This window comes from Pseudomonas sp. S07E 245 (assembly GCF_019599025.1).
Taxonomy (GTDB): Bacteria; Pseudomonadota; Gammaproteobacteria; order Pseudomonadales; family Pseudomonadaceae; genus Aquipseudomonas; species Aquipseudomonas shirazensis.
Map to the genome: position 1 here is coordinate 4,378,639 of NZ_CP080625.1, position 17,778 is coordinate 4,396,416.

Below are 17,778 nucleotides of genomic sequence, written 5' to 3' on the forward strand. Positions count from 1 at the left end.
CTTACCCCACTTTCACCATGTGCGGGGCGACGCGTTCGCCACCCTGGTGGTCGAGGTCGCGGCTGACCAGCAGCAGGACTTGCGCCGAAGCGTCGGACACCTGTGCGCGGTAGCCAGCGATGGAGCGCGCGAAGACGTTGTAGATCACCACTGCCGGGATGGCCGCTACCAGGCCCAGAGCGGTCGCCAGCAGTGCTTCGGCGATGCCGGGTGCAACTACTGCGAGGTTGGTGGTCTGGGTCTTGGCGATGCCGATGAAGCTGTTCATGATGCCCCATACGGTACCGAACAGACCTACGAACGGCGCGGTCGAACCAATGGTGGCGAGCACGCCGGTACCGCTGCTCATGTTACGACCGCTGGCGGCAACCAGGCGCTCGAGGCGGAAGCTGACGCGCTCCTTGATGCCTTCTTTTTCGCGAGCGTTGGCCGACAGGCGCATTTCTTCGAGGGCGTCATGCACCAGGGTGTGAGCCAGGGTGCCTTCCTTGCTGGACGCTTCAGCAGCTTCCTTGAGGGTGGAGACGCGCTTGAGCGCTGCGATTTCGCCGCGCAGGCGGCGCTTGGCGCCCATCAGCTCGAAGCCTTTGGCGATCCAGATGGTCCAGGTGATGATCGAGGCGATGGCCAGGCCGATCATCACGATTTTCACGACGATGTCGGCGTTCTTGTACATGCCCCATGGCGACAGGTCGTGGGCCATGCCCAGCGAGGTGTCTTCGACCAGCGGCTGCACGTTGTCTTCGGCAGGTGCCTGAGCTTGCCCTTCGGCAGGTGCGGCGGCTGGGGCCTGGCCTTCAGCGGCGGGCGCAGCAGGCGCGGTAGCGGCAGCTGGGGTGGTGGCAGCGGTGGCGTTTGGCTCATCGGCCATGGCGACCGGGGCCAGCACCAGGCTGAACATCAGCGCGGCAATGGCGCGCCAGGCGCGCGACTGGGTTGGCGAAGCGGAGGGTTGAGTACGAGTCATGCTGGCCGGACCTGATGAGTAGAATGAGTTGACGTTCACCACGGCCCCGAGGCAGGCCGAGAACAGATAGGTCGCCATTATTGCAATTAATTCTTGTTAACAAAAGTAATACAGTATCTTTTTTTTACCTTTGTCTAGCCGTTGATCGCGCAATCCGGCTAGCCTGATCCTTTATCAGTGGAGCTGAATGATGTCGGAATTGTCTGCTTTGATCGTCGGCTGCGGCGATGTCGGCGGCCGACTGGCCCTGCAACTGCTTACCAGTGGCTGGCATGTGAGCGGCCTGCGGCGTTCGATCGATCAATTGCCGGAAGGCGTCCAGCCCGTCGCAGCTGACCTCACTGATGCGCAGATTCCTGCGGCCTGGCCTGAGCATGCACCTGACTATCTGGTGTACTGCGTGGCTGCCAGCCAACATGACGAAGCCGGTTATAAGGCGGCTTACGTCGATGGCCTGCGTAATGTGCTCAGCTGGTTGCAGGCGCGCGGGCAACAACCGCGGCGGCTGCTGTTTGTTTCCAGCAGTAGTGTGTTTGCTCAGCATGATGGCCAGTGGGTCGACGAAACGGCGCCGACCGAGCCTACGGGTTATTCCGGAAAAATCATGCTTGAAGCCGAGCAAGTGGCGTTGAAAAGCGGCATTCCCGCCAGCGTGGTGCGCCTGACCGGTATCTACGGGCCGGGCCGTGAGTGGCTGCTGAGCCAGGTTCGCCAGGGCTACCGGGTTGCCCAGCAGCCGCCACTGTATGGCAACCGGATTCACGCTGAGGACGCAGCGAGCCTGCTGGCCTATCTGCTCGCCGCGGATGCCCGTGGCGTTACCTTGGATGACTGCTATATCGGCGTCGACGACGACCCGGCGCCGCTAGCCGATGTGGTCGCCTGGTTGCGCGAGTACCTTGGCGTTACCCAATGGTCGGACGAACAGCGCGTGCGCCGCACCGGCAGCAAGCGCTGCAGCAATGCCCGGGCGCGAGCGTTGGGTTGGGCGCCGGTGTATCCGAGTTACAAGGAAGGCTATGCGGCGATTTTGCGGGGGGCAGCCAAGCCTTAGGGTGGACCCAGTAATCGTTGGGGCCGCAATGCGGCCCCAACGCCACCTACTATCAGCTACGTTCCAGCAACCACTGCCGCGGCCCGGGCGCCAGCTGCGGCATCTCGTCCGGCTGGGCACGGTTGATAGCCTGGAAAATCTCCAGTTGGTCACCGCTGTGCTTGAAGATAAACGGCGCGCCACGTTGATCGCGCTCCAGCCACAGGCTGTCGTTGGCACCGCCCATGGTCGCGCAATCGCCGCCCAGGCACAGCGCATAGCGATTCGGCCCGGGCAGCCCGGTTACGCTGCCGGTGTCGCTGAACTGCACAGTCTCACCTTTGCCGGTGCCTTCGATGATCTTCCAGTTGCCACCCAGATACGCGCCATATAGCGCCTTCTCGAAGGTGCTACCGACCGGTGTATCGGCAGCGGCTGGCGTCAGCGCCTTGCTGAATGCCTGCTCTTTGCCGCTTTCAGTAACGGTAACCAGCTCCTTGCCTTTGAGCTGCAGTGGCGCGCTTGGGCCGCCGTCGAAGTCGACTTGCCATTGCTTGTCGCTCAGGCGCAGGCGGCCGTTGACGTTCTCGTAGCCGTTATAGAGGTAGCTGGCCTGTTGGCTGGCGACGTCGACACGGACTTCCGACACCGGGCCGTTGGCTGCCAGCGCCTGGCGCAGGCTGCCACCTTTGGCGGCGGCGTCGATGGCTGCCTGATTGATCCAGGTGCCGTTGTAGTCTTCAGGTTTGTGGCTGGAGCAGCCGCCCAGAATCAGGGCTGCCAGCGCGAGGGGCAGGGCGTGACGCATGGTGGGGAGACCTTCAGGCAGAGAGGAGGGTGACGGGCAGGGCGCCCGTCACCTCAGGCATCACTCGATGACGAGGATGGCGTCCATTTCGACCTGGGCGCCCTTGGGCAGAGCTGCCACGCCGATGGCGGCACGCGCCGGGTAAGGCTGCTCGAAGTAGCGGCCCATGACTTCGTTGACCTTGGCGAAGTGGCTCAGGTCGGTCAGGAAGATGTTCAGCTTGACGATGTCCTTGAACGAACCACCGGCAGCTTCAGCCACCGACTTGAGGTTCTCGAACACCTGAACGGTCTGCGCTTCGAAACCTTCGACCAGCTCCATGGTGGTCGGATCCAGCGGGATCTGGCCAGACATGTAGACAGTGTTGCCGGCCTTGATCGCCTGGGAGTAAGTACCGATGGCGGCGGGGGCCTTGTCGCTGGTGATGACGGTCTTGGTCATGGTGACTCCTTGCGGTTGGCGGATTTACGCACGCATGCGGGTGATGCGGACCACGCCGGTCAGGGTGCGCAACTTCTTGATCACACGAGCCAGGTGCACGCGGTCGTGCACGCTGACCACCAGCTGGACCACGCTGATGCGGCCATCGCGTTCGTCCATGCTGATTTTCTCGATGTTGCCGTCGGCGGCGTTGACGCTGCTGGCGAGCAAGGCAATCAGGCCGCGCTGGTGCTCAAGCTCGACGCGCAGCTCGACGTTGAATTCGCCGGTGACATCCTTGGCCCAGGACAGCTGCAGGCACTTCTCCGGGTTGTGGCGGATTTCACTGATGTTGCGGCAGTCTTCCAGGTGCACGACCATGCCTTTGCCGGCCGACAGATGGCCAACGATCGGGTCGCCCGGGATCGGTGTGCAGCATTTGGCGTAGCTCAGCACCAGGCCTTCGGTGCCGCGGATGGCCAGCGGGCCTTCCGGGCTTGGCAGCTGTTCGCCTTCGGCCGAGAGCAGCCGACGGGCGACCACGTAGGCCATGCGATTGCCCAGGCCGATGTCTTCGAGCAGGTCTTCGATGACTTCCAGGCGATACTCGTTGAGGATCGGCTGGATACGTTCCTGCGGGATCTTTTCCAGGCTGCTGTCGAAGCCGGTCAATACCTTGTTCAGCAGACGCTCGCCAAGGTTGATCGACTCGGAGCGGCGCTGCTGCTTGAGCGCGTGGCGGATGTGCGTGCGCGCCTTGCCGGTGACCACGAAGTTGAGCCAGGCCGGGTTCGGCCGTGCGCCCGGGGCACTGACGATTTCCACCGTCGAGCCGCTCTGCAAGGGCTCGGACAATGGCGCCAGGCGGCGGTTGATGCGGCAGGCAATGCAGCTGTTGCCGACGTCGGTGTGCACCGCGTAGGCAAAGTCGACAGCGGTGGAGCCTTTGGGCAGCTCCATGATTCGCCCTTTCGGGGTGAACACGTAGACCTCGTCCGGGAACAGGTCGATCTTCACGCTCTCGATGAATTCCAACGAGTTGCCGGCACGTTGCTGCAGCTCGAGGATGCCTTTGACCCACTGACGGGCGCGGGCGTGGCTGCCCTTGGGCTGCTCTTCCTCGTTGGACTTGTACAGCCAGTGCGCAGCGATGCCGTTGTTGGCCAGCTCTTCCATTTCGCGGGTGCGAATCTGGATTTCGATGGGAACGCCGTGCATGCCGAACAGGGTCGTGTGCAACGACTGGTAGCCGTTGGCCTTGGGGATCGCGATGTAATCCTTGAAGCGCCCCGGCAGCGGCTTGTACAGGTTGTGCACAGCGCCGAGCACGCGGTAGCAGGTGTCGACCTTGTCGACGACGATGCGAAACGCGTACACGTCCATGATCTCGTTGAAGGCGCGACGCTTGCCGCGCATCTTCCGGTAGATGCCATAGAGGTGTTTCTGGCGGCCGCTGATCTCGCCCTGGATGCCGTCGCTGCCGAGGCAATTGGCCAGGGACTGTTCGATCTTGGCGACGATTTCCTTGCGGTTGCCGCGGGCGCGCTTGACTGCCTGGTGGATGCGCGCCGAGCGCATCGGGTGCATCGCCTTGAAGCCAAGGTCTTCGAACTCTACGCGCACATTGTGCATGCCCAGGCGGTTGGCAATCGGAGCGTAGATCTCGAGGGTTTCCTTGGCAATGCGTCGGCGTTTTTCGCCCGACAGCACTTCCAGGGTGCGCATGTTGTGCAGGCGGTCGGCGAGCTTGACCAGGATCACGCGGATATCCCGCGCCATGGCCATGGCCATCTTCTGGAAGTTTTCGGCCTGCGCCTCGGCCTTGGTCTCGAAGTTCATCTGGGTCAGTTTGCTGACCCCATCGACCAGCTCGGCCACCGTCTCGCCAAACTGCTGGCTGAGGGCTTCCTTGGCGATGCCGGTGTCTTCGATCACATCGTGCAGCATGGCCGCCATCAGGCTTTGATGGTCCATGTGCATGTCGGCGAGGATGCCGGCAACTGCCAGCGGGTGAGTCACGTAGGGTTCGCCACTGCGGCGGCGCTGCCCATCGTGCGCCTGTTCGGCGTAGAAATAGGCTCGCCGAACCAGGTTGACCTGGTCCGGACCGAGGTAGGTCGATAGCCGTTCGGCGAGGGTGTCTATGCTCGGCATGGGTATACCTCCTGCCGAGGAAGAAGTCCGGTTGCCGCGCGACGTCGACCTGGCATCAATCAGACAGCCTCGTTGGACTCGTCCTCGAACGCGGCGAATACCGGATCTTCGGTGACGATCTCTTCGGCAGCCAAGAATTCGTTGGTGATGATGCCTTCAGCGATTTCGCGCAGGGCAACAACGGTAGGCTTGTCGTTTTCCCATGCAACGCGTGGCTCTTTACCACCGGTGGCCAGCTGACGGGCGCGCTTGGTGGAGAGCATGACCAGCTCAAAGCGGTTATCCACGTGTTCCAGGCAGTCTTCTACAGTTACGCGGGCCATGGTCTTCCTCAGTAGCAATGCGGTAGGGCGTACAGCCCATAATGGGCGGTGGACTGGGTAGTTTAAAAAATCACCAGCCAATAGGGAAGGGCTGTTTTATAGCCAGCCTTGCCCGTCAGTCCTGAAACCGCCTCGATCATGCCGCTTTGGCCTGGCCCGCAAAGGCCGGCCCGCAGCGCGAAAGCACCGTTTCAGACGCCTCGATAGCGCTGACGATAACGGTTTCCGGGGCTGCAATACAACAGCCGCAAACGGCTTATCGCAACAATGCTGCGCGCAAATGTGGGGTCAGCTCCTCAAACAGCGTCTGCACTGAGCGCAGCGCACGGCAATCGGGGCGTGTCAGCAGCCACAACTGCGTGTCGCAGCCTGCCAGCGGTGCGCTCAGCGCCTCGACATCAGGCATGTCGTGGACCATGTAATCGGGCAGCGCCGCCACGCCCAGGCCGGTGCTCACCAGCTGCGCGATGGTCGACATGCCGCTGCATTGGTAGCGCGGGTTCAGGCCGGGATACTGCTGGTTGCGCCAGACCACCGTGGGGTGGTCCTGCATCGAGTCATCCGGCGCGATCCAGGCCACGCTGCTGACCGACTGCTCGAGCCGCTCGCGCAGGGCGGCATGGCCGCAGATAACGTAGGAGGTCGAGCCCAGGCAGCGTCCGACCAGATGCTCCGGCGGGTTGTTGGTCAGGCGCAGGGCGATGTCGGCGTCGCGCCGGCTGAGGTTGGCGAAAGTGTTCGAGGTGCCCAGCTCCAGCGACAGCGCCGGGTAATTGGGCATGAACGTCGCCAGTGCCGGCAGCAGCAGGCTGTGCAAAACGGCCTCGGTGCAGGTCAGGCGCACCGTGCCGCTGACCACCTGCTCACCGCTGGTCAGGGCAATCCTTGCCGCTTCCAGTGCCAGCTCGGCACGTTCAGCCTGCTCGGCCAGGGCCTGGGCAGTGTCGGTGGGCAGGTAGCCTTTGCGGCTTTTGACGAACAGCGCGGTGCCCAACGCCGACTCCAGGCGGCGAATCGAGCGGAACACCGTCGAAACGTCGACTTTGAGTAGCTCTGCGGCCTTGGCCAGCGAGCGACCGCGCTCAAGTGCCAAGACTAGCGAAAGGTCGGCATGAGTAATCTGATATTGCATTGGTGCACGCTCTGCTTGCCGAAATGCCAATGTCTGTTGCGTTGAGGCCATTTTATAGTGAAACGGCCTGCGCGAATCAATGCACCCCGTCGGGCCGACAATCCCCACGATGGGACAGTGAAAAGAACAACAGCAGCATCCATCGTCGCCCATGAGGCGCCAGCCGTATCTCTCCACATCGCCGCTCCACACCCAAAGGATGTACACCATGACGTCGGTAAACCCGCGCGCCAGCACTTCCAGCGAGATGTCCGACTTTCTCAAGGCGCATCCGGACATCCAGTACGTTGATCTGCTGATCTCCGACATGAATGGCGTGGTTCGCGGCAAGCGTATCGAGCGTGCCAGCCTGCACAAGGTCTACGAGCGTGGCATCAATTTGCCGGCGTCGCTGTTCGCCCTCGATATCAACGGCTCGACCGTGGAGAGCACCGGCCTGGGCCTGGACATCGGCGACGCCGACCGGGTCTGCTATCCGATCCCTGGCACCCTGTGCTACGAGCCATGGCAGAAGCGCCCGACCGCGCAGTTGCTGATGACCATGCACGAAATCGAAGGCGAGCCGTTTTTCGCCGACCCCCGTGAGGTGCTGCGCAAGGTAGTGAGCAAGTTCGACGATCTGGGCCTGGATATCTGCGCCGCGTTCGAGCTGGAGTTCTACCTGATCGATCAGGACAACCTCAACGGCCGGCCGCAGCCGCCACGCTCACCGATCTCCGGCAAGCGCCCGCAATCGACCCAGGTATACCTGATCGACGACCTCGATGAGTACGTCGACTGCCTGCAGGACATGCTCGAAGCCGCCCGCGAGCAAGGCATCCCGGCCGACGCCATCGTCAAGGAAAGCGCCCCGGCGCAGTTCGAGGTCAACCTGCATCACGTTGCTGATCCGATGAAGGCCTGTGACTACGCGATACTGCTCAAGCGCCTGATCAAGAACGTCGCCTATGACCATGAGATGGACACCACCTTCATGGCCAAGCCCTATCCAGGCCAGGCCGGCAACGGCCTGCACGTGCACATCTCGCTGCTCGACAAAAAGACCGGCAAGAACATCTTCACCAGCGAAGACCCGCTCGAAAGCGCGCCGCTGCGCCATGCCATTGCCGGCGTGCTGGAAACCATGCCAGCGTCGATGGCGTTTCTCTGCCCGAACGTCAACTCGTACCGCCGTTTCGGCGCGCAGTTCTATGTACCCAATGCACCGAGCTGGGGCCTGGACAACCGCACCGTGGCCGTGCGCGTGCCGACCGGCAGCAGTGACGCAGTGCGCCTCGAACACCGCGTCGCCGGTGCCGATGCCAACCCGTACCTGATGATGGCGTCGATCCTGGCCGGCATTCACCACGGCCTGACCAACCAGCTCGAGCCGGGTGAGCCGATCGAGGGCAACTCCTACGAGCAGCTCGAACAGAGCCTGCCGAACAACCTGCGCGACGCCCTGCGTGCGCTGGATGACAGCGAGATCCTCAACCAATACATCAGCCCGGACTACATCGACATTTTCGTCGCCTGCAAGGAAAGCGAGCAGGCCGAGTTCGAGGTGTCGATTTCCGACCTCGAGTACAACTGGTACCTGCACACGGTGTAAGCCCATGAGCGCAAACGTGGTCCCTCTGATCGGTGTCAGTGCCTGCCGCCAGCAGGTCGGCAAGAATGCTTCGCACACCGTTGGCGACAAGTACGTGGAGGCGGCCGGCTATGCCGGGATCCCGTTGATCCTGCCTGCGCGCGATGTCGGCAGCGACCCGCTGGCACTGCTATCGATCCTCAATGGCATCGTTTTCACCGGCTCGCCTTCCAATGTCGAGCCGCACCACTACAATGGCGCCGCCAGCGTTGCCGGCACCCGCCATGATCAGGCGCGTGATCGCCTGACCCTGCCTTTGCTGCGCGCAGCCATCGCCGCCGGCGTGCCGGTGCTGTGTATCTGCCGCGGCTTTCAGGAATTGAATGTGGCCCTGGGCGGCAGCCTGCACCAGCGCGTGCAGGAGCTGCCCGGTTACCTCGACCACCGCGAACCGCAGGACGCGCCGCTGGAGGAGCAATACGGCCCTCGGCATCTGGTGCGCACTGAGGCGGGCGGGCTGTTCGAGCGTTTTGGCCTGCCTGAGCAGTTCGAGGTCAACTCGCTGCACAGTCAGGGGATCGACCGTCTGGCCGCTGGCCTGCGTGTCGAAGCACGGGCCCCGGATGGCCTGATCGAAGCGGTGTCGATGCTGGGCGCGCCGGGCCTGGTGCTCGGCGTGCAGTGGCACCCGGAGTGGCGTTTCGCCGAAAACCCGGTCTCGCTGCGCCTGTTCAAGGCGTTTCGCGAGGCCTGCAAGGCCCATGCTGTGCGGGAGGTTTCACGCCAGAAAACAGTCTGACGTCAGCCGAAGGTCTCGGATGACTCACCCCCGACAGCAAGCTTTCAATGAGTGAAAGCGGACCCTCAGCGGTCTGTGAAAACAATACCAATATCGACGGCGAATACTCATGAGCGAAAACACAGACAACGGCCGCCCGCCCGGTGCGGCGGCCGCTTCAGACGGCAGCGCCCCTCGCGCCAGCAAAGGCCTGGCCAAGGGCCGGCTGGGCTTGCTGGCCAGCGTGGTGCTGGGCATTTCCACCATTGCCCCGGTCTACACCCTGACCGGCGCGCTTGGCCCGACCGTGCGTGAGGTCGGCGCACACCTGCCAGCAGTGTTCATTGTCGGCTTCCTGCCAATGCTGTTGGTTGCCCTCGGCTACCGTGAGCTGAACGCGGCAGAACCCGACAGCGGCACCTCGTTCACCTGGTCGGCCCGGGCGTTCGGTCCGATGATCGGCTGGATCGGCGGTTGGGGCCTGGTGGTGGCGACCACCATCGTGCTGTCCAACCTGGCCGGCGTGGCGGTGGACTTCTTCTATCTGTTCCTCGCGCAGATCACTGGCGATCAATCGCTGGCCGCGTTGGCCGACAATCTGCTGATCAACATCATCACCTGTTGCGTGTTCATCGCACTGGCGGTATGGATCTGTTGTCGCGGCATGGGCACCACCATGACAGTGCAGTACGGCCTGGTGGCCTTGCAGTTGCTGGTGCTGATCGGTTTCGCCTTTGCTGCCTTCGGCGAAACCACCGCGCCACCACCACTGGCGTTTGACCTGGCCTGGTTCAACCCTTTCGGCGTCGAGTCGTTCTCGGCGTTCGCTGCGGGCTTGTCGTTGTCGATCTTCATCTTCTGGGGCTGGGACGTATGCCTGACCGTCAGTGAAGAGTCGATCGGCAGCGATGAAGTGCCGGGCAAGGCAGCGACCTGGACGGTGCTGTTGATTCTCTGCCTGTATCTGCTCACCGCCATCGCCACGCTGCAGTTCGCCGGGATCAGTGATGTCGGCCTGGGCCTGGGTAATCCGCGCATTCAGGAAAACGTCTTCGCTCACCTGGCCGGCCCGGTCATGGGCCCGTTGGCGATCCTCATGTCGATTGCGGTGTTGGCCAGTACTGCAGCGTCGTTGCAGTCGACGTTCGTTTCGCCTGCGCGCACGTTGCTGGCGATGGGTTACTACGGCGCGGTACCAAAGCGTTTCGCCAAGGTCTGCCCGCGTTCGCAGACGCCACGCTACGCCACCATTTGCGCGGGCATTGCCGCAGCACTGTTCTACGTGACCATGCGTACCCTCAGCGAGAACGTGCTGGCCGACACCATCACCGCGCTGGGCATGATGATCTGCTTCTATTACTCGCTGACTGCCTTTGCCTGCGTCTGGTACTTCCGCCGCAGCCTGTTCAGCAGCCTGCGGCACTTCCTCATGCGCGGCGTCTGCCCGTTGCTGGGTGGCGCAATCCTGTCGGTGATCTTCGTGCGCACGGCAATCGACAGCGCTTCGCCAGATTTTGGCAGCGGCTCGCATGTGGGTGGGCTGGGGCTGGTGTTCGTGATTGCGGCGATCATCTCGCTGCTGGGCATCTGCCTGATGCTGCTGTCGCGGCTGCGCCTGCCGGCGTTCTTCCTCGGCGCCACCTTGCAGCAGCAGGCCAAGCTGCAACTGCAGGAGTGAAGTGATTTGGGGCCGCTATCGGCCCCAAGACAGATCAGCCAACCAATTGCTCGAGCAGCGCACCATGGCGCTGCTTTTGCTTTGCAAGCAGCAGGCGATTGGAGCGGAATACCGCTTTGATGTCCGCCAGCGCCGCATCGAAATCATCATTGATGATCACGTAGTCGTACTCGTCGTAGTGAACCATCTCGTTGACCGCTTCCTTCATGCGCCCTTCGATGATCTCTTCGCTGTCCTGGCCGCGCCCGGTCAGGCGTTGGCGCAGCGCATCCTGGCTCGGCGGCAGGATGAAGATCGACAGGGCATCAGGCATCAGTTCGCGCACTTGCTGGGCGCCTTGCCAGTCGATTTCCAGAATCAGGTCAAAGCCCTCGTCCAGGGTGGATTGCAGGGCGCTGCGGGAGGTGCCGTAAAAGTTGCCGAACACCTCGGCGTGCTCGATGAAGTCACCCTTGTCGATCAGGCTCTGGAACTGCTCGCGGTCGACAAAGTGATAGTTGACCCCGTCTTTTTCGCCCGGTCGCATTGCACGGGTGGTGTGCGAGACCGATACGCGGATATGCGTGTCTTCCCGAGTGATCGCCGTGAGTTCGGTAACCAGGCTGGTCTTGCCCGCGCCAGATGGCGCCGAGATGATATAGAGAGTGCCGCTGCAGTGGTTCATGGTCGGGATGGCCTTACTCGATGTTCTGTACTTGTTCACGCATCTGCTCGATCAACACCTTGAGGTTGACCGCCGCCTGCGTACTGCGCGGGTCGAATGCCTTGGAGCCAAGGGTGTTGGCTTCGCGGTTGAGTTCCTGCATGAGGAAATCCAGGCGTCGACCTGCAGCACCACCGGATTTGAGCACCCGGCGCACTTCAGTGATGTGGGTGTTGAGGCGATCCAGCTCCTCGGCGACGTCGCTTTTTTGCGCGAGCAGGACCATCTCCTGCTCCAGTCGCTGCGGGTCGAGTTCGGCCTGCATGTCATGAAAGCGATCGAGGATCTTCTGCCGCTGCACCGCCAGCATCTGCGGCACCAGCGCGCGTAGGGTAGTCACTTCCGTGGTCATGCCGTCGAGGCGCTCGTTGATCAGCCGGGCCAGCTCCTGGCCTTCGCGCTGGCGACCGGCCTTGAGCTCCTGCACCGCTTCGTCGAACAAGGCGATGGCTTCGGCATTGAGGGCCTGCGGATCGCTGGCATCGGCCACCAGCACGCCGGGCCAGGCCAGCACTTCCAGCGGGTTCAGCGGCGCGGGCTGCTTGATCAGGCTGGCGACGGTTTCGGCGGCGGCGACCAGTTGCGCGGCGCGCTCGCGGTCGACCTGCAGCGGCTTGCCGGTGCTGTCTTCATTGAGGCGCAGGGTACATTCGACCTTGCCCCGTGACAGCCCTTGGCGCAGGCCTTCGCGCACCGCGCTTTCAAGCTCGCGCAGGGCTTCTGGCAGGCGCAGATGCGGCTCCAGGTAGCGGTGGTTGACCGAGCGCAGCTCCCAGACCAGAGTGCCTTGGCTGCCGGCGCGCTCGACGCGAGCAAAAGCGGTCATGCTGTGCACCATGGCGGACTACCTCGCATAAGAATGATGGGGCAGCCGGGTCAGGCTGCAAGGCGCGCGATTGTAACGCAGAGTGGGCTGCGCGCCCAATTTCGGCCATGTCATCGATCGCCTTGGCCGCAGCTAGGAGTAGTCGACAGGCTGGCGCCTGCGACGATAGGCATGTCCTCGCCGGGCTGCGGGCTTTATAATGCTCGGCAGATTCGAATCCCAGTACAGGTATCCCAAATGAAACGTCCAAGTGGTCGCGCCGCCGATCAGCTCCGCTCGATCCGCATCACCCGCAACTACACCAAGCACGCCGAGGGCTCCGTACTGGTCGAGTTCGGTGACACCAAGGTCATCTGCACGGTCAGCGTCGAAAACGGCGTGCCGCGCTTCCTCAAAGGCCAGGGCCAGGGTTGGTTGACTGCCGAGTACGGCATGCTGCCGCGTGCGACCGGTGAGCGTAACCAGCGCGAAGCCAGCCGTGGCAAGCAGGGTGGCCGCACCCTCGAAATCCAGCGCCTGATCGGCCGCTCGCTGCGCGCTGCGCTGGACATGAGCAAGCTCGGCGATGTCACCCTGTACGTCGACTGCGACGTGATCCAGGCTGACGGCGGTACCCGCACCGCTTCGATCACTGGTGCCATGGTTGCACTGGTCGACGCCCTGGCGGTGATCAAGAAGCGCGGCGGCCTCAAGGGCGGCAACCCGCTCAAGCACATGATCGCTGCTGTATCGGTAGGCATGTATCAGGGCGAAGCAGTGCTTGACCTGGATTACCTGGAAGACTCCGCGGCCGAGACCGACCTCAACGTGGTCATGACCAGCGCGGGTGGCTTCATCGAAGTGCAGGGTACCGCTGAAGGTGCACCGTTCCAGCCGGAAGACTTCAACGCCATGCTGGCGCTGGCGCAGAAAGGCATGAACGAAATCTACGACCTGCAGAATGCGGCTTTGGCTGACTGATTGCAGTTGTAACCGCTGGGGCCGCAAAGCGGCCCCAGTGTATGTCAGATCGTCAGAGTCCAGTCATAGTCCACAATCAGTGGCGCATGCTGGGAGAACCGCGGCTGACGCGGCAGGCGGGCACTACGCACAAAGCGGCGCAAGCCTGGCGTGAGGATCTGGTAGTCGAAGCGATAACCCAGGTTGAGCATCTCGGCCTGTTCGTTATCGGGCCACCAGCTGTACTGATCGCCTTCGCGGCTGACTTCACGCAGCGCGTCGACATAACCCATGTCACCCACGATCGAATCCATCCACGCCCGCTCGGGCGGCAGGAAACCAGGTGACTGCTGGCTGTCGCGCCAGTTTTTGATGTCGAGCTTCTGCTGCGCCACGTAGAACGAGCCGCAATAGATGTATTCACGACGCTTGCGCCGCTGTTTGTCCAGGTACTTGCCGAAATCGTCCATCAACTTGAATTTCTGGTTCAAGTCTTCGTCGCCGTTCATGCCCGAAGGCAGCAACAGGCTGGCAATACTGACTTTGTCGAAATCTGCTTGCAGGTAACGTCCGTAGCGGTCGGCTGTCTCGAAGCCCAGGCCGGTGATGACTGCCTTGGGCTGCATCCGCGAATAGAGCGCCACACCACCTTGGGCGGGCACCTCTGCATCGCAGGCATAAAGGAAATAGCCATCGAGCTGGAAAGCTGGGTCGTCGAGTTCAAAGGCCGAGGCGCGGGTATCCTGAAGGCAGATGACGTCGGCATTCTGGGCTTGTAGCCAACTGAGCAAACCACGCTCGGCTGCAGCCTGAATGCCATTAACGTTCACACTGATGATCCGCATAAATGGCCCCAAAAATCTCGTGCGTGTATGATACCCGAGCTCAACTCATTTAGCTAAATCCGTGGTGTCTGGGACTTTTTCATGCAGCCGTATCAGCGCGACTTCATCCGTTTTGCCATCGATCGCGGCGTTCTGCGCTTCGGTGAATTCACCCTGAAATCGGGGCGTACCAGCCCGTACTTCTTCAATGCGGGGCTGTTCAACAGCGGCTCGGCACTGGCGCAGTTGGGACGTTGCTACGCGGCGGCCATCGTCGACAGCAAAATCCCCTTCGACGTGCTGTTTGGCCCGGCCTACAAAGGCATCCCGCTGGCTTCGGCCACTGCGGTCGCCCTGGCCGACCAGCATCAGCTGGACGTGCCGTGGTGCTTCAACCGCAAAGAGGCCAAGGCCCATGGCGAGGGCGGTAGCCTGGTCGGCGCACCGCTGGAAGGCAATGTACTGATCATCGATGACGTGATCACCGCCGGTACCGCGATCCGTGAAGTGATGCAGATCATCAGCGCGCAGCAGGCCAAAGCCGCCGGCGTACTGATCGCGCTCAACCGCGAAGAGCGTGGCAACGGCGAGCTGTCGGCGATCCAGGAAGTGGAGCGCGACTTCGGTATCCCGGTGGTCAGCATCGTTTCGCTGACCCAGGTGCTCGAGTTCCTCGCTGACGATCCGCAGCTCAAGCAGCACTTGCCAGCGGTCGAGGCGTACCGCGCGCAATACGGGATCTGATCCCGCAGCCGGGCCCGTGCTTGCGCGGGCCCCCTGCTTATTCCTCAGAGTGCGTAAATCACACTCGGAACTCAGTCTGTACCGTACTTGGGCGAGCGCGGGCCATACAGAATGCCGCCGTTCGGATACGGTGACAGCAACCGCGCGCTGGTCATGCCGGCAATCGGGTAGCCGGCGTCATCCTGCACGCTGCTGATGACCTGGTTGACCGCCGCCATCACCAACATGCCGATCAGGCCACCCTGGTTCTGCCGACCTTCCTCACTGGACGCTGTGGCGCTACCGGTCCACAGCGTGGTGCCGGTCTTCAGGTCGACCAGCTTGGCGCTGGCGGTAACGATGGTCGCGCTGCTGAGCACCATGTAGCGGGTGCCGTAGTCACTCACGGTCACGTACAGGCCGGCATCGGCGCCGAAGATCTCCTGCAGCTTGCTGGTCGGCAGCTCATGGATATCCGACGGCGTAGTCATGCCGTTCTGGCGGAAGGTCTCGTCGACCAGCGCCACCGGCATTACGTAATAACCCGCTTCGGCCAGCGGATAGGTCACCTGCGCAAGCATGCTGTAGGTGGCCTTGACGTCCGGCGACTGGTTCAGCGGCGGCAGAATCAGGATCGACTTGGGCCGCGCCTGCTTGTACGCCGAGTAGTCCACGCTGCGGCGCTCGGCGCAACCGGCGAACAAGGCCAGCACGCAGGCGCCGACGATCAGTTGGGTGATCCGCTTGATCATTGCTTGGCTCCTTTGCGCGCGTTGTTCATGAGAAAGTCCATGTACTTGGCCGACTCAGGGAACAAGGCCTTTTCAGTCTGGAACTGCTGAATCATCTGGTCGTCCTTGCCCAGGCTGGAATAGATCAGCCCAAGCTGCGCGTGGTAACCCGGCGGCACGGCGCCATTCTTGGCCTTGATCTTCTCCAGGTCGCGCTCAAGGGCGATGGCCTGTTCTTCCTTGGCCTGGCCCTTGAAGTACTCGTTGACCTGCGGCTGGTAGCTTTCCCACTGATACAGTGGTTTGTGCGGGGTGCCGCAGCCGGTCAGCAGAACGCTGCCCAGCACAACGCCGGCGACCAGGCGCCAGCCTTGAGGGATGATGCTCATGAAGGTGTCTTCCTTGTTGTGCTGCTCAGCTTATCGGGCTTGAGGCTTCCATTGGCCGTTGTCGATCGCGTCGACCATCTTGTTGATCGCTTCGCGCATGGCCAGGTCGAGGACCTTGCCGTTGAGCGTGGAGTCATAACTGGCGGTACCGCCAAAGCCGATGATCTCGCGATTGGAAAGGGCGTACTCGCCGGCACCCTGGGTCGAATAGACCACTTCCGAGGTGCTGATATTGACGATGTTCAGCGCCACTTTGGCGTAGGCGATCTGGGTCTTGCCGCGGCCAAGAATGCCGAACAGCTGGTGGTCGCCGACTTCTTTGCGGCCGAACTCGGTGACGTCACCGGTGACCACGAAATCCGCACCCTTGAGCTTCTGCGCCATGCCCTTGATGGTTGCTTCCTGCTGGATCTCGCCCATGTTGTCGCGATCAAGCACATTGAAGCGGTTGGTCTGCTGCAGGTGGGTGATGAGGATGGTCTTGGCCTGGCCGCCGAGGCGGTCGACGCCGTCGGAGAAGATCCCGCGCATGTAGCTGGAACGGTTGTCGAACTTGCCCACAGCGATTGGGGTGCGTTGGCCGCTGTACGGGCGGTTGACGCTTTCGACCTGTTGCACGGCAACAGCTTTGGACGTTTCAGTGGCGCAGCCGGCGAGGGACCCGACAGCCAGAACGGCTGCCAGCACGAGTCCATGTGATGCGTATTTCACGCGCTTTCTCCAGGGTAGATATTAGTTTTTGCAAGGGTGTTGCGGGTCCGCTTTGCGGCCCTTCGCGGGCAAGCCCGCTCCCACAGGATTCACTGCTGGCCCTGTGGGAGCGGGCTTGCCCGCGAAGGGCTGCAAAGCAGCCCCGACAATCAGGCCAAAGCGCGCTTGCTGTTGGTGATCAAGGTGCCTACACCGCTGTCGGTGAAGATCTCCAGCAGCACCGCGTTCGGTACGCGACCGTCGATGATGTGCGAACTCTGCACGCCGCCCTGGACTGCTTCCAGTGCGCATTTGATCTTCGGCAGCATGCCGCCGTAGATGGTGCCGTCGGCGATCAGCTCGTTGACTTGCTCGGTGGTCAGGCCGGTCAGGACCTGGCCCTGCTTGTCCATCAAACCGGCAATGTTGGTCAGCAGCATCAGCTTCTCGGCCTTCAGCGCTTCGGCAACCTTGCCGGCAACCAAGTCGGCGTTGATGTTGTACGACTCACCGTTGGCGCCGACACCGATCGGCGCGATCACCGGGATGAAGTCACCGCGGACCAGCATGTTGAGCAGGTCGGTGTTGACCCCGACCACTTCGCCGACGTGGCCAATGTCGATGATCTCGGGCGAGGTCATCTCTGGCGTCTGGCGGCTGACCTTGAGCTTTTTCGCGCGGATCAGTTCGGCGTCCTTGCCGGTCAGGCCGATGGCGCTGCCGCCATGGCGGTTGATCAGGTTGACGATGTCCTTGTTGACCTGGCCACCGAGCACCATCTCGACCACATCCATGGTCGCCGAGTCGGTCACGCGCATGCCGTCGATGAAGTGGCTCTCGATCGACAGACGCTTGAGCAGGTCACCGATCTGCGGGCCACCGCCGTGCACTACCACCGGGTTGATGCCGACCGCTTTCATCAGCACGATGTCGCGGGCAAAGCCGGTCTTGAGCTCTTCGCTCTCCATCGCGTTGCCGCCGTACTTGATCACCAGCGTCTTGCCGACGAAGCGACGGATGTAAGGCAGCGCTTCGGACAAGACTTCGGCTACATGGGAGGCAGCTTCGCGATCGAGGGTCATGCAGGGCT

The 17,778-nt window shown here is 62.3% G+C and carries 19 protein-coding genes; 6 read left to right on the top strand and 13 right to left on the bottom strand.

Annotation, left to right across the window (positions count from 1 at the left end; all coding sequences use genetic code 11):
* Position 1: 1 nt before the first annotated feature.
* Positions 2 to 967 carry a tonB-system energizer ExbB gene (exbB, locus tag K3F44_RS20165; protein ID WP_220632853.1) on the bottom strand — a complete coding sequence of 322 codons (966 nt, stop codon included), beginning with the start codon at positions 965 to 967 and terminating at the stop codon, positions 2 to 4.
* A 190-nt stretch (positions 968 to 1,157) separates the two neighbouring features.
* Between exbB and K3F44_RS20170 the strand changes: the two genes are divergently transcribed.
* Positions 1,158 to 2,021: an NAD-dependent epimerase/dehydratase family protein gene (locus tag K3F44_RS20170; protein WP_220632854.1), complete on the top strand. Its 864-nt coding sequence runs from the start codon at positions 1,158 to 1,160 to the stop codon at positions 2,019 to 2,021.
* 52 nt (positions 2,022 to 2,073) lie between these two features.
* On the opposite strand, the gene K3F44_RS20175 is transcribed toward K3F44_RS20170, so the two are convergent.
* The 5 genes from K3F44_RS20175 to K3F44_RS20195 form a co-directional block, all read right to left on the bottom strand.
* Positions 2,074 to 2,808, bottom strand: a complete 735-nt coding sequence (locus tag K3F44_RS20175) for a hypothetical protein (RefSeq protein ID WP_150571442.1) — start codon at positions 2,806 to 2,808, stop codon at positions 2,074 to 2,076.
* Between the two features lie 60 nt (positions 2,809 to 2,868).
* On the bottom strand, positions 2,869 to 3,249 hold the full coding sequence (locus tag K3F44_RS20180; protein ID WP_101322872.1) for a RidA family protein: 381 nt from the start codon (positions 3,247 to 3,249) through the stop codon (positions 2,869 to 2,871).
* A 24-nt stretch (positions 3,250 to 3,273) separates the two neighbouring features.
* Positions 3,274 to 5,382, bottom strand: a complete 2,109-nt coding sequence (spoT, locus tag K3F44_RS20185; protein ID WP_101322873.1) for a bifunctional GTP diphosphokinase/guanosine-3',5'-bis pyrophosphate 3'-pyrophosphohydrolase — start codon at positions 5,380 to 5,382, stop codon at positions 3,274 to 3,276.
* A gap of 59 nt (positions 5,383 to 5,441) precedes the next feature.
* The gene (gene rpoZ / locus K3F44_RS20190) at positions 5,442 to 5,705 is read right to left on the bottom strand and encodes a DNA-directed RNA polymerase subunit omega (RefSeq protein WP_101322874.1); all 264 of its coding nucleotides are present in this window, start codon (positions 5,703 to 5,705) and stop codon (positions 5,442 to 5,444) included.
* A 256-nt stretch (positions 5,706 to 5,961) separates the two neighbouring features.
* Positions 5,962 to 6,837, bottom strand: coding sequence for a LysR family transcriptional regulator (locus K3F44_RS20195; RefSeq protein WP_188036951.1), 876 nt, complete (start codon positions 6,835 to 6,837; stop codon positions 5,962 to 5,964).
* Positions 6,838 to 7,045: 208 nt separating this feature from the next.
* Here K3F44_RS20195 and K3F44_RS20200 point away from each other — a divergent pair, with 208 nt between their 5' ends.
* The 3 genes from K3F44_RS20200 to K3F44_RS20210 all read left to right on the top strand — a co-directional run bounded on the left by K3F44_RS20200 (position 7,046) and on the right by K3F44_RS20210 (position 10,863).
* Positions 7,046 to 8,428, top strand: a complete 1,383-nt coding sequence (locus K3F44_RS20200; protein WP_103435549.1) for a glutamine synthetase family protein — start codon at positions 7,046 to 7,048, stop codon at positions 8,426 to 8,428.
* A 4-nt stretch (positions 8,429 to 8,432) separates the two neighbouring features.
* Complete coding sequence (locus K3F44_RS20205) at positions 8,433 to 9,206, top strand: gamma-glutamyl-gamma-aminobutyrate hydrolase family protein (RefSeq protein WP_220632855.1); 774 nt, start codon at positions 8,433 to 8,435, stop codon at positions 9,204 to 9,206.
* A 109-nt stretch (positions 9,207 to 9,315) separates the two neighbouring features.
* Complete coding sequence (locus K3F44_RS20210; protein WP_101322878.1) at positions 9,316 to 10,863, top strand: APC family permease; 1,548 nt, start codon at positions 9,316 to 9,318, stop codon at positions 10,861 to 10,863.
* Between the two features lie 34 nt (positions 10,864 to 10,897).
* Here the strand turns inward: K3F44_RS20210 and gmk are convergent, their stop codons facing one another.
* A complete protein-coding gene (gene gmk, locus K3F44_RS20215; RefSeq protein ID WP_101322879.1) occupies positions 10,898 to 11,527 on the bottom strand; it encodes a guanylate kinase in 630 nt (209 codons plus the stop codon).
* A 13-nt stretch (positions 11,528 to 11,540) separates the two neighbouring features.
* The gene (locus tag K3F44_RS20220) at positions 11,541 to 12,404 is read right to left on the bottom strand and encodes a YicC/YloC family endoribonuclease (protein ID WP_101322880.1); all 864 of its coding nucleotides are present in this window, start codon (positions 12,402 to 12,404) and stop codon (positions 11,541 to 11,543) included.
* Between the two features lie 225 nt (positions 12,405 to 12,629).
* Here K3F44_RS20220 and rph point away from each other — a divergent pair, with 225 nt between their 5' ends.
* The gene (rph, locus tag K3F44_RS20225) at positions 12,630 to 13,352 is read left to right on the top strand and encodes a ribonuclease PH (protein ID WP_101322881.1); all 723 of its coding nucleotides are present in this window, start codon (positions 12,630 to 12,632) and stop codon (positions 13,350 to 13,352) included.
* Between the two features lie 44 nt (positions 13,353 to 13,396).
* On the opposite strand, the gene K3F44_RS20230 is transcribed toward rph, so the two are convergent.
* On the bottom strand, positions 13,397 to 14,176 hold the full coding sequence (locus tag K3F44_RS20230; RefSeq protein ID WP_101322882.1) for an exodeoxyribonuclease III: 780 nt from the start codon (positions 14,174 to 14,176) through the stop codon (positions 13,397 to 13,399).
* 81 nt (positions 14,177 to 14,257) lie between these two features.
* Between K3F44_RS20230 and pyrE the strand changes: the two genes are divergently transcribed.
* Positions 14,258 to 14,899 (top strand): orotate phosphoribosyltransferase, encoded by a 642-nt coding sequence (gene pyrE, locus K3F44_RS20235; protein WP_101322883.1) that lies wholly within the window; start codon positions 14,258 to 14,260, stop codon positions 14,897 to 14,899.
* A 71-nt stretch (positions 14,900 to 14,970) separates the two neighbouring features.
* Here the strand turns inward: pyrE and K3F44_RS20240 are convergent, their stop codons facing one another.
* The 4 genes from K3F44_RS20240 to argB form a co-directional block, all read right to left on the bottom strand.
* Positions 14,971 to 15,630, bottom strand: a complete 660-nt coding sequence (locus tag K3F44_RS20240) for a DUF799 domain-containing protein (RefSeq protein ID WP_101322884.1) — start codon at positions 15,628 to 15,630, stop codon at positions 14,971 to 14,973.
* Complete coding sequence (locus K3F44_RS20245) at positions 15,627 to 15,998, bottom strand: DUF4810 domain-containing protein (protein ID WP_101322885.1); 372 nt, start codon at positions 15,996 to 15,998, stop codon at positions 15,627 to 15,629. The genes K3F44_RS20240 and K3F44_RS20245 overlap by 4 nt, the downstream gene beginning before the upstream one ends.
* A 30-nt stretch (positions 15,999 to 16,028) precedes the next feature.
* A complete protein-coding gene (locus K3F44_RS20250; protein WP_101322886.1) occupies positions 16,029 to 16,709 on the bottom strand; it encodes a CsgG/HfaB family protein in 681 nt (226 codons plus the stop codon).
* A gap of 149 nt (positions 16,710 to 16,858) precedes the next feature.
* The gene (gene argB / locus K3F44_RS20255) at positions 16,859 to 17,770 is read right to left on the bottom strand and encodes an acetylglutamate kinase (protein WP_150571447.1); all 912 of its coding nucleotides are present in this window, start codon (positions 17,768 to 17,770) and stop codon (positions 16,859 to 16,861) included.
* Positions 17,771 to 17,778: the final 8 nt, after the last annotated feature.

Coding starts and splice junctions, on each gene's coding strand:
- K3F44_RS20245 (WP_101322885.1), bottom strand. CDS start 15,998: ATGAGCATCATCCCTCAAGGCTGGCGCCTGGTCGCCGGCGTTGTGCTG.
- pyrE (WP_101322883.1), top strand. CDS start 14,258: ATGCAGCCGTATCAGCGCGACTTCATCCGTTTTGCCATCGATCGCGGC.
- spoT (WP_101322873.1), bottom strand. CDS start 5,382: ATGCCGAGCATAGACACCCTCGCCGAACGGCTATCGACCTACCTCGGT.
- exbB (WP_220632853.1), bottom strand. CDS start 967: ATGACTCGTACTCAACCCTCCGCTTCGCCAACCCAGTCGCGCGCCTGG.
- K3F44_RS20210 (WP_101322878.1), top strand. CDS start 9,316: ATGAGCGAAAACACAGACAACGGCCGCCCGCCCGGTGCGGCGGCCGCT.
- K3F44_RS20200 (WP_103435549.1), top strand. CDS start 7,046: ATGACGTCGGTAAACCCGCGCGCCAGCACTTCCAGCGAGATGTCCGAC.
- K3F44_RS20180 (WP_101322872.1), bottom strand. CDS start 3,249: ATGACCAAGACCGTCATCACCAGCGACAAGGCCCCCGCCGCCATCGGT.
- rph (WP_101322881.1), top strand. CDS start 12,630: ATGAAACGTCCAAGTGGTCGCGCCGCCGATCAGCTCCGCTCGATCCGC.
- rpoZ (WP_101322874.1), bottom strand. CDS start 5,705: ATGGCCCGCGTAACTGTAGAAGACTGCCTGGAACACGTGGATAACCGC.
- K3F44_RS20195 (WP_188036951.1), bottom strand. CDS start 6,837: ATGCAATATCAGATTACTCATGCCGACCTTTCGCTAGTCTTGGCACTT.
- K3F44_RS20240 (WP_101322884.1), bottom strand. CDS start 15,630: ATGATCAAGCGGATCACCCAACTGATCGTCGGCGCCTGCGTGCTGGCC.
- K3F44_RS20230 (WP_101322882.1), bottom strand. CDS start 14,176: ATGCGGATCATCAGTGTGAACGTTAATGGCATTCAGGCTGCAGCCGAG.
- gmk (WP_101322879.1), bottom strand. CDS start 11,527: ATGAACCACTGCAGCGGCACTCTCTATATCATCTCGGCGCCATCTGGC.
- K3F44_RS20205 (WP_220632855.1), top strand. CDS start 8,433: ATGAGCGCAAACGTGGTCCCTCTGATCGGTGTCAGTGCCTGCCGCCAG.
- K3F44_RS20175 (WP_150571442.1), bottom strand. CDS start 2,808: ATGCGTCACGCCCTGCCCCTCGCGCTGGCAGCCCTGATTCTGGGCGGC.
- argB (WP_150571447.1), bottom strand. CDS start 17,770: ATGACCCTCGATCGCGAAGCTGCCTCCCATGTAGCCGAAGTCTTGTCC.
- K3F44_RS20220 (WP_101322880.1), bottom strand. CDS start 12,404: ATGGTGCACAGCATGACCGCTTTTGCTCGCGTCGAGCGCGCCGGCAGC.
- K3F44_RS20170 (WP_220632854.1), top strand. CDS start 1,158: ATGTCGGAATTGTCTGCTTTGATCGTCGGCTGCGGCGATGTCGGCGGC.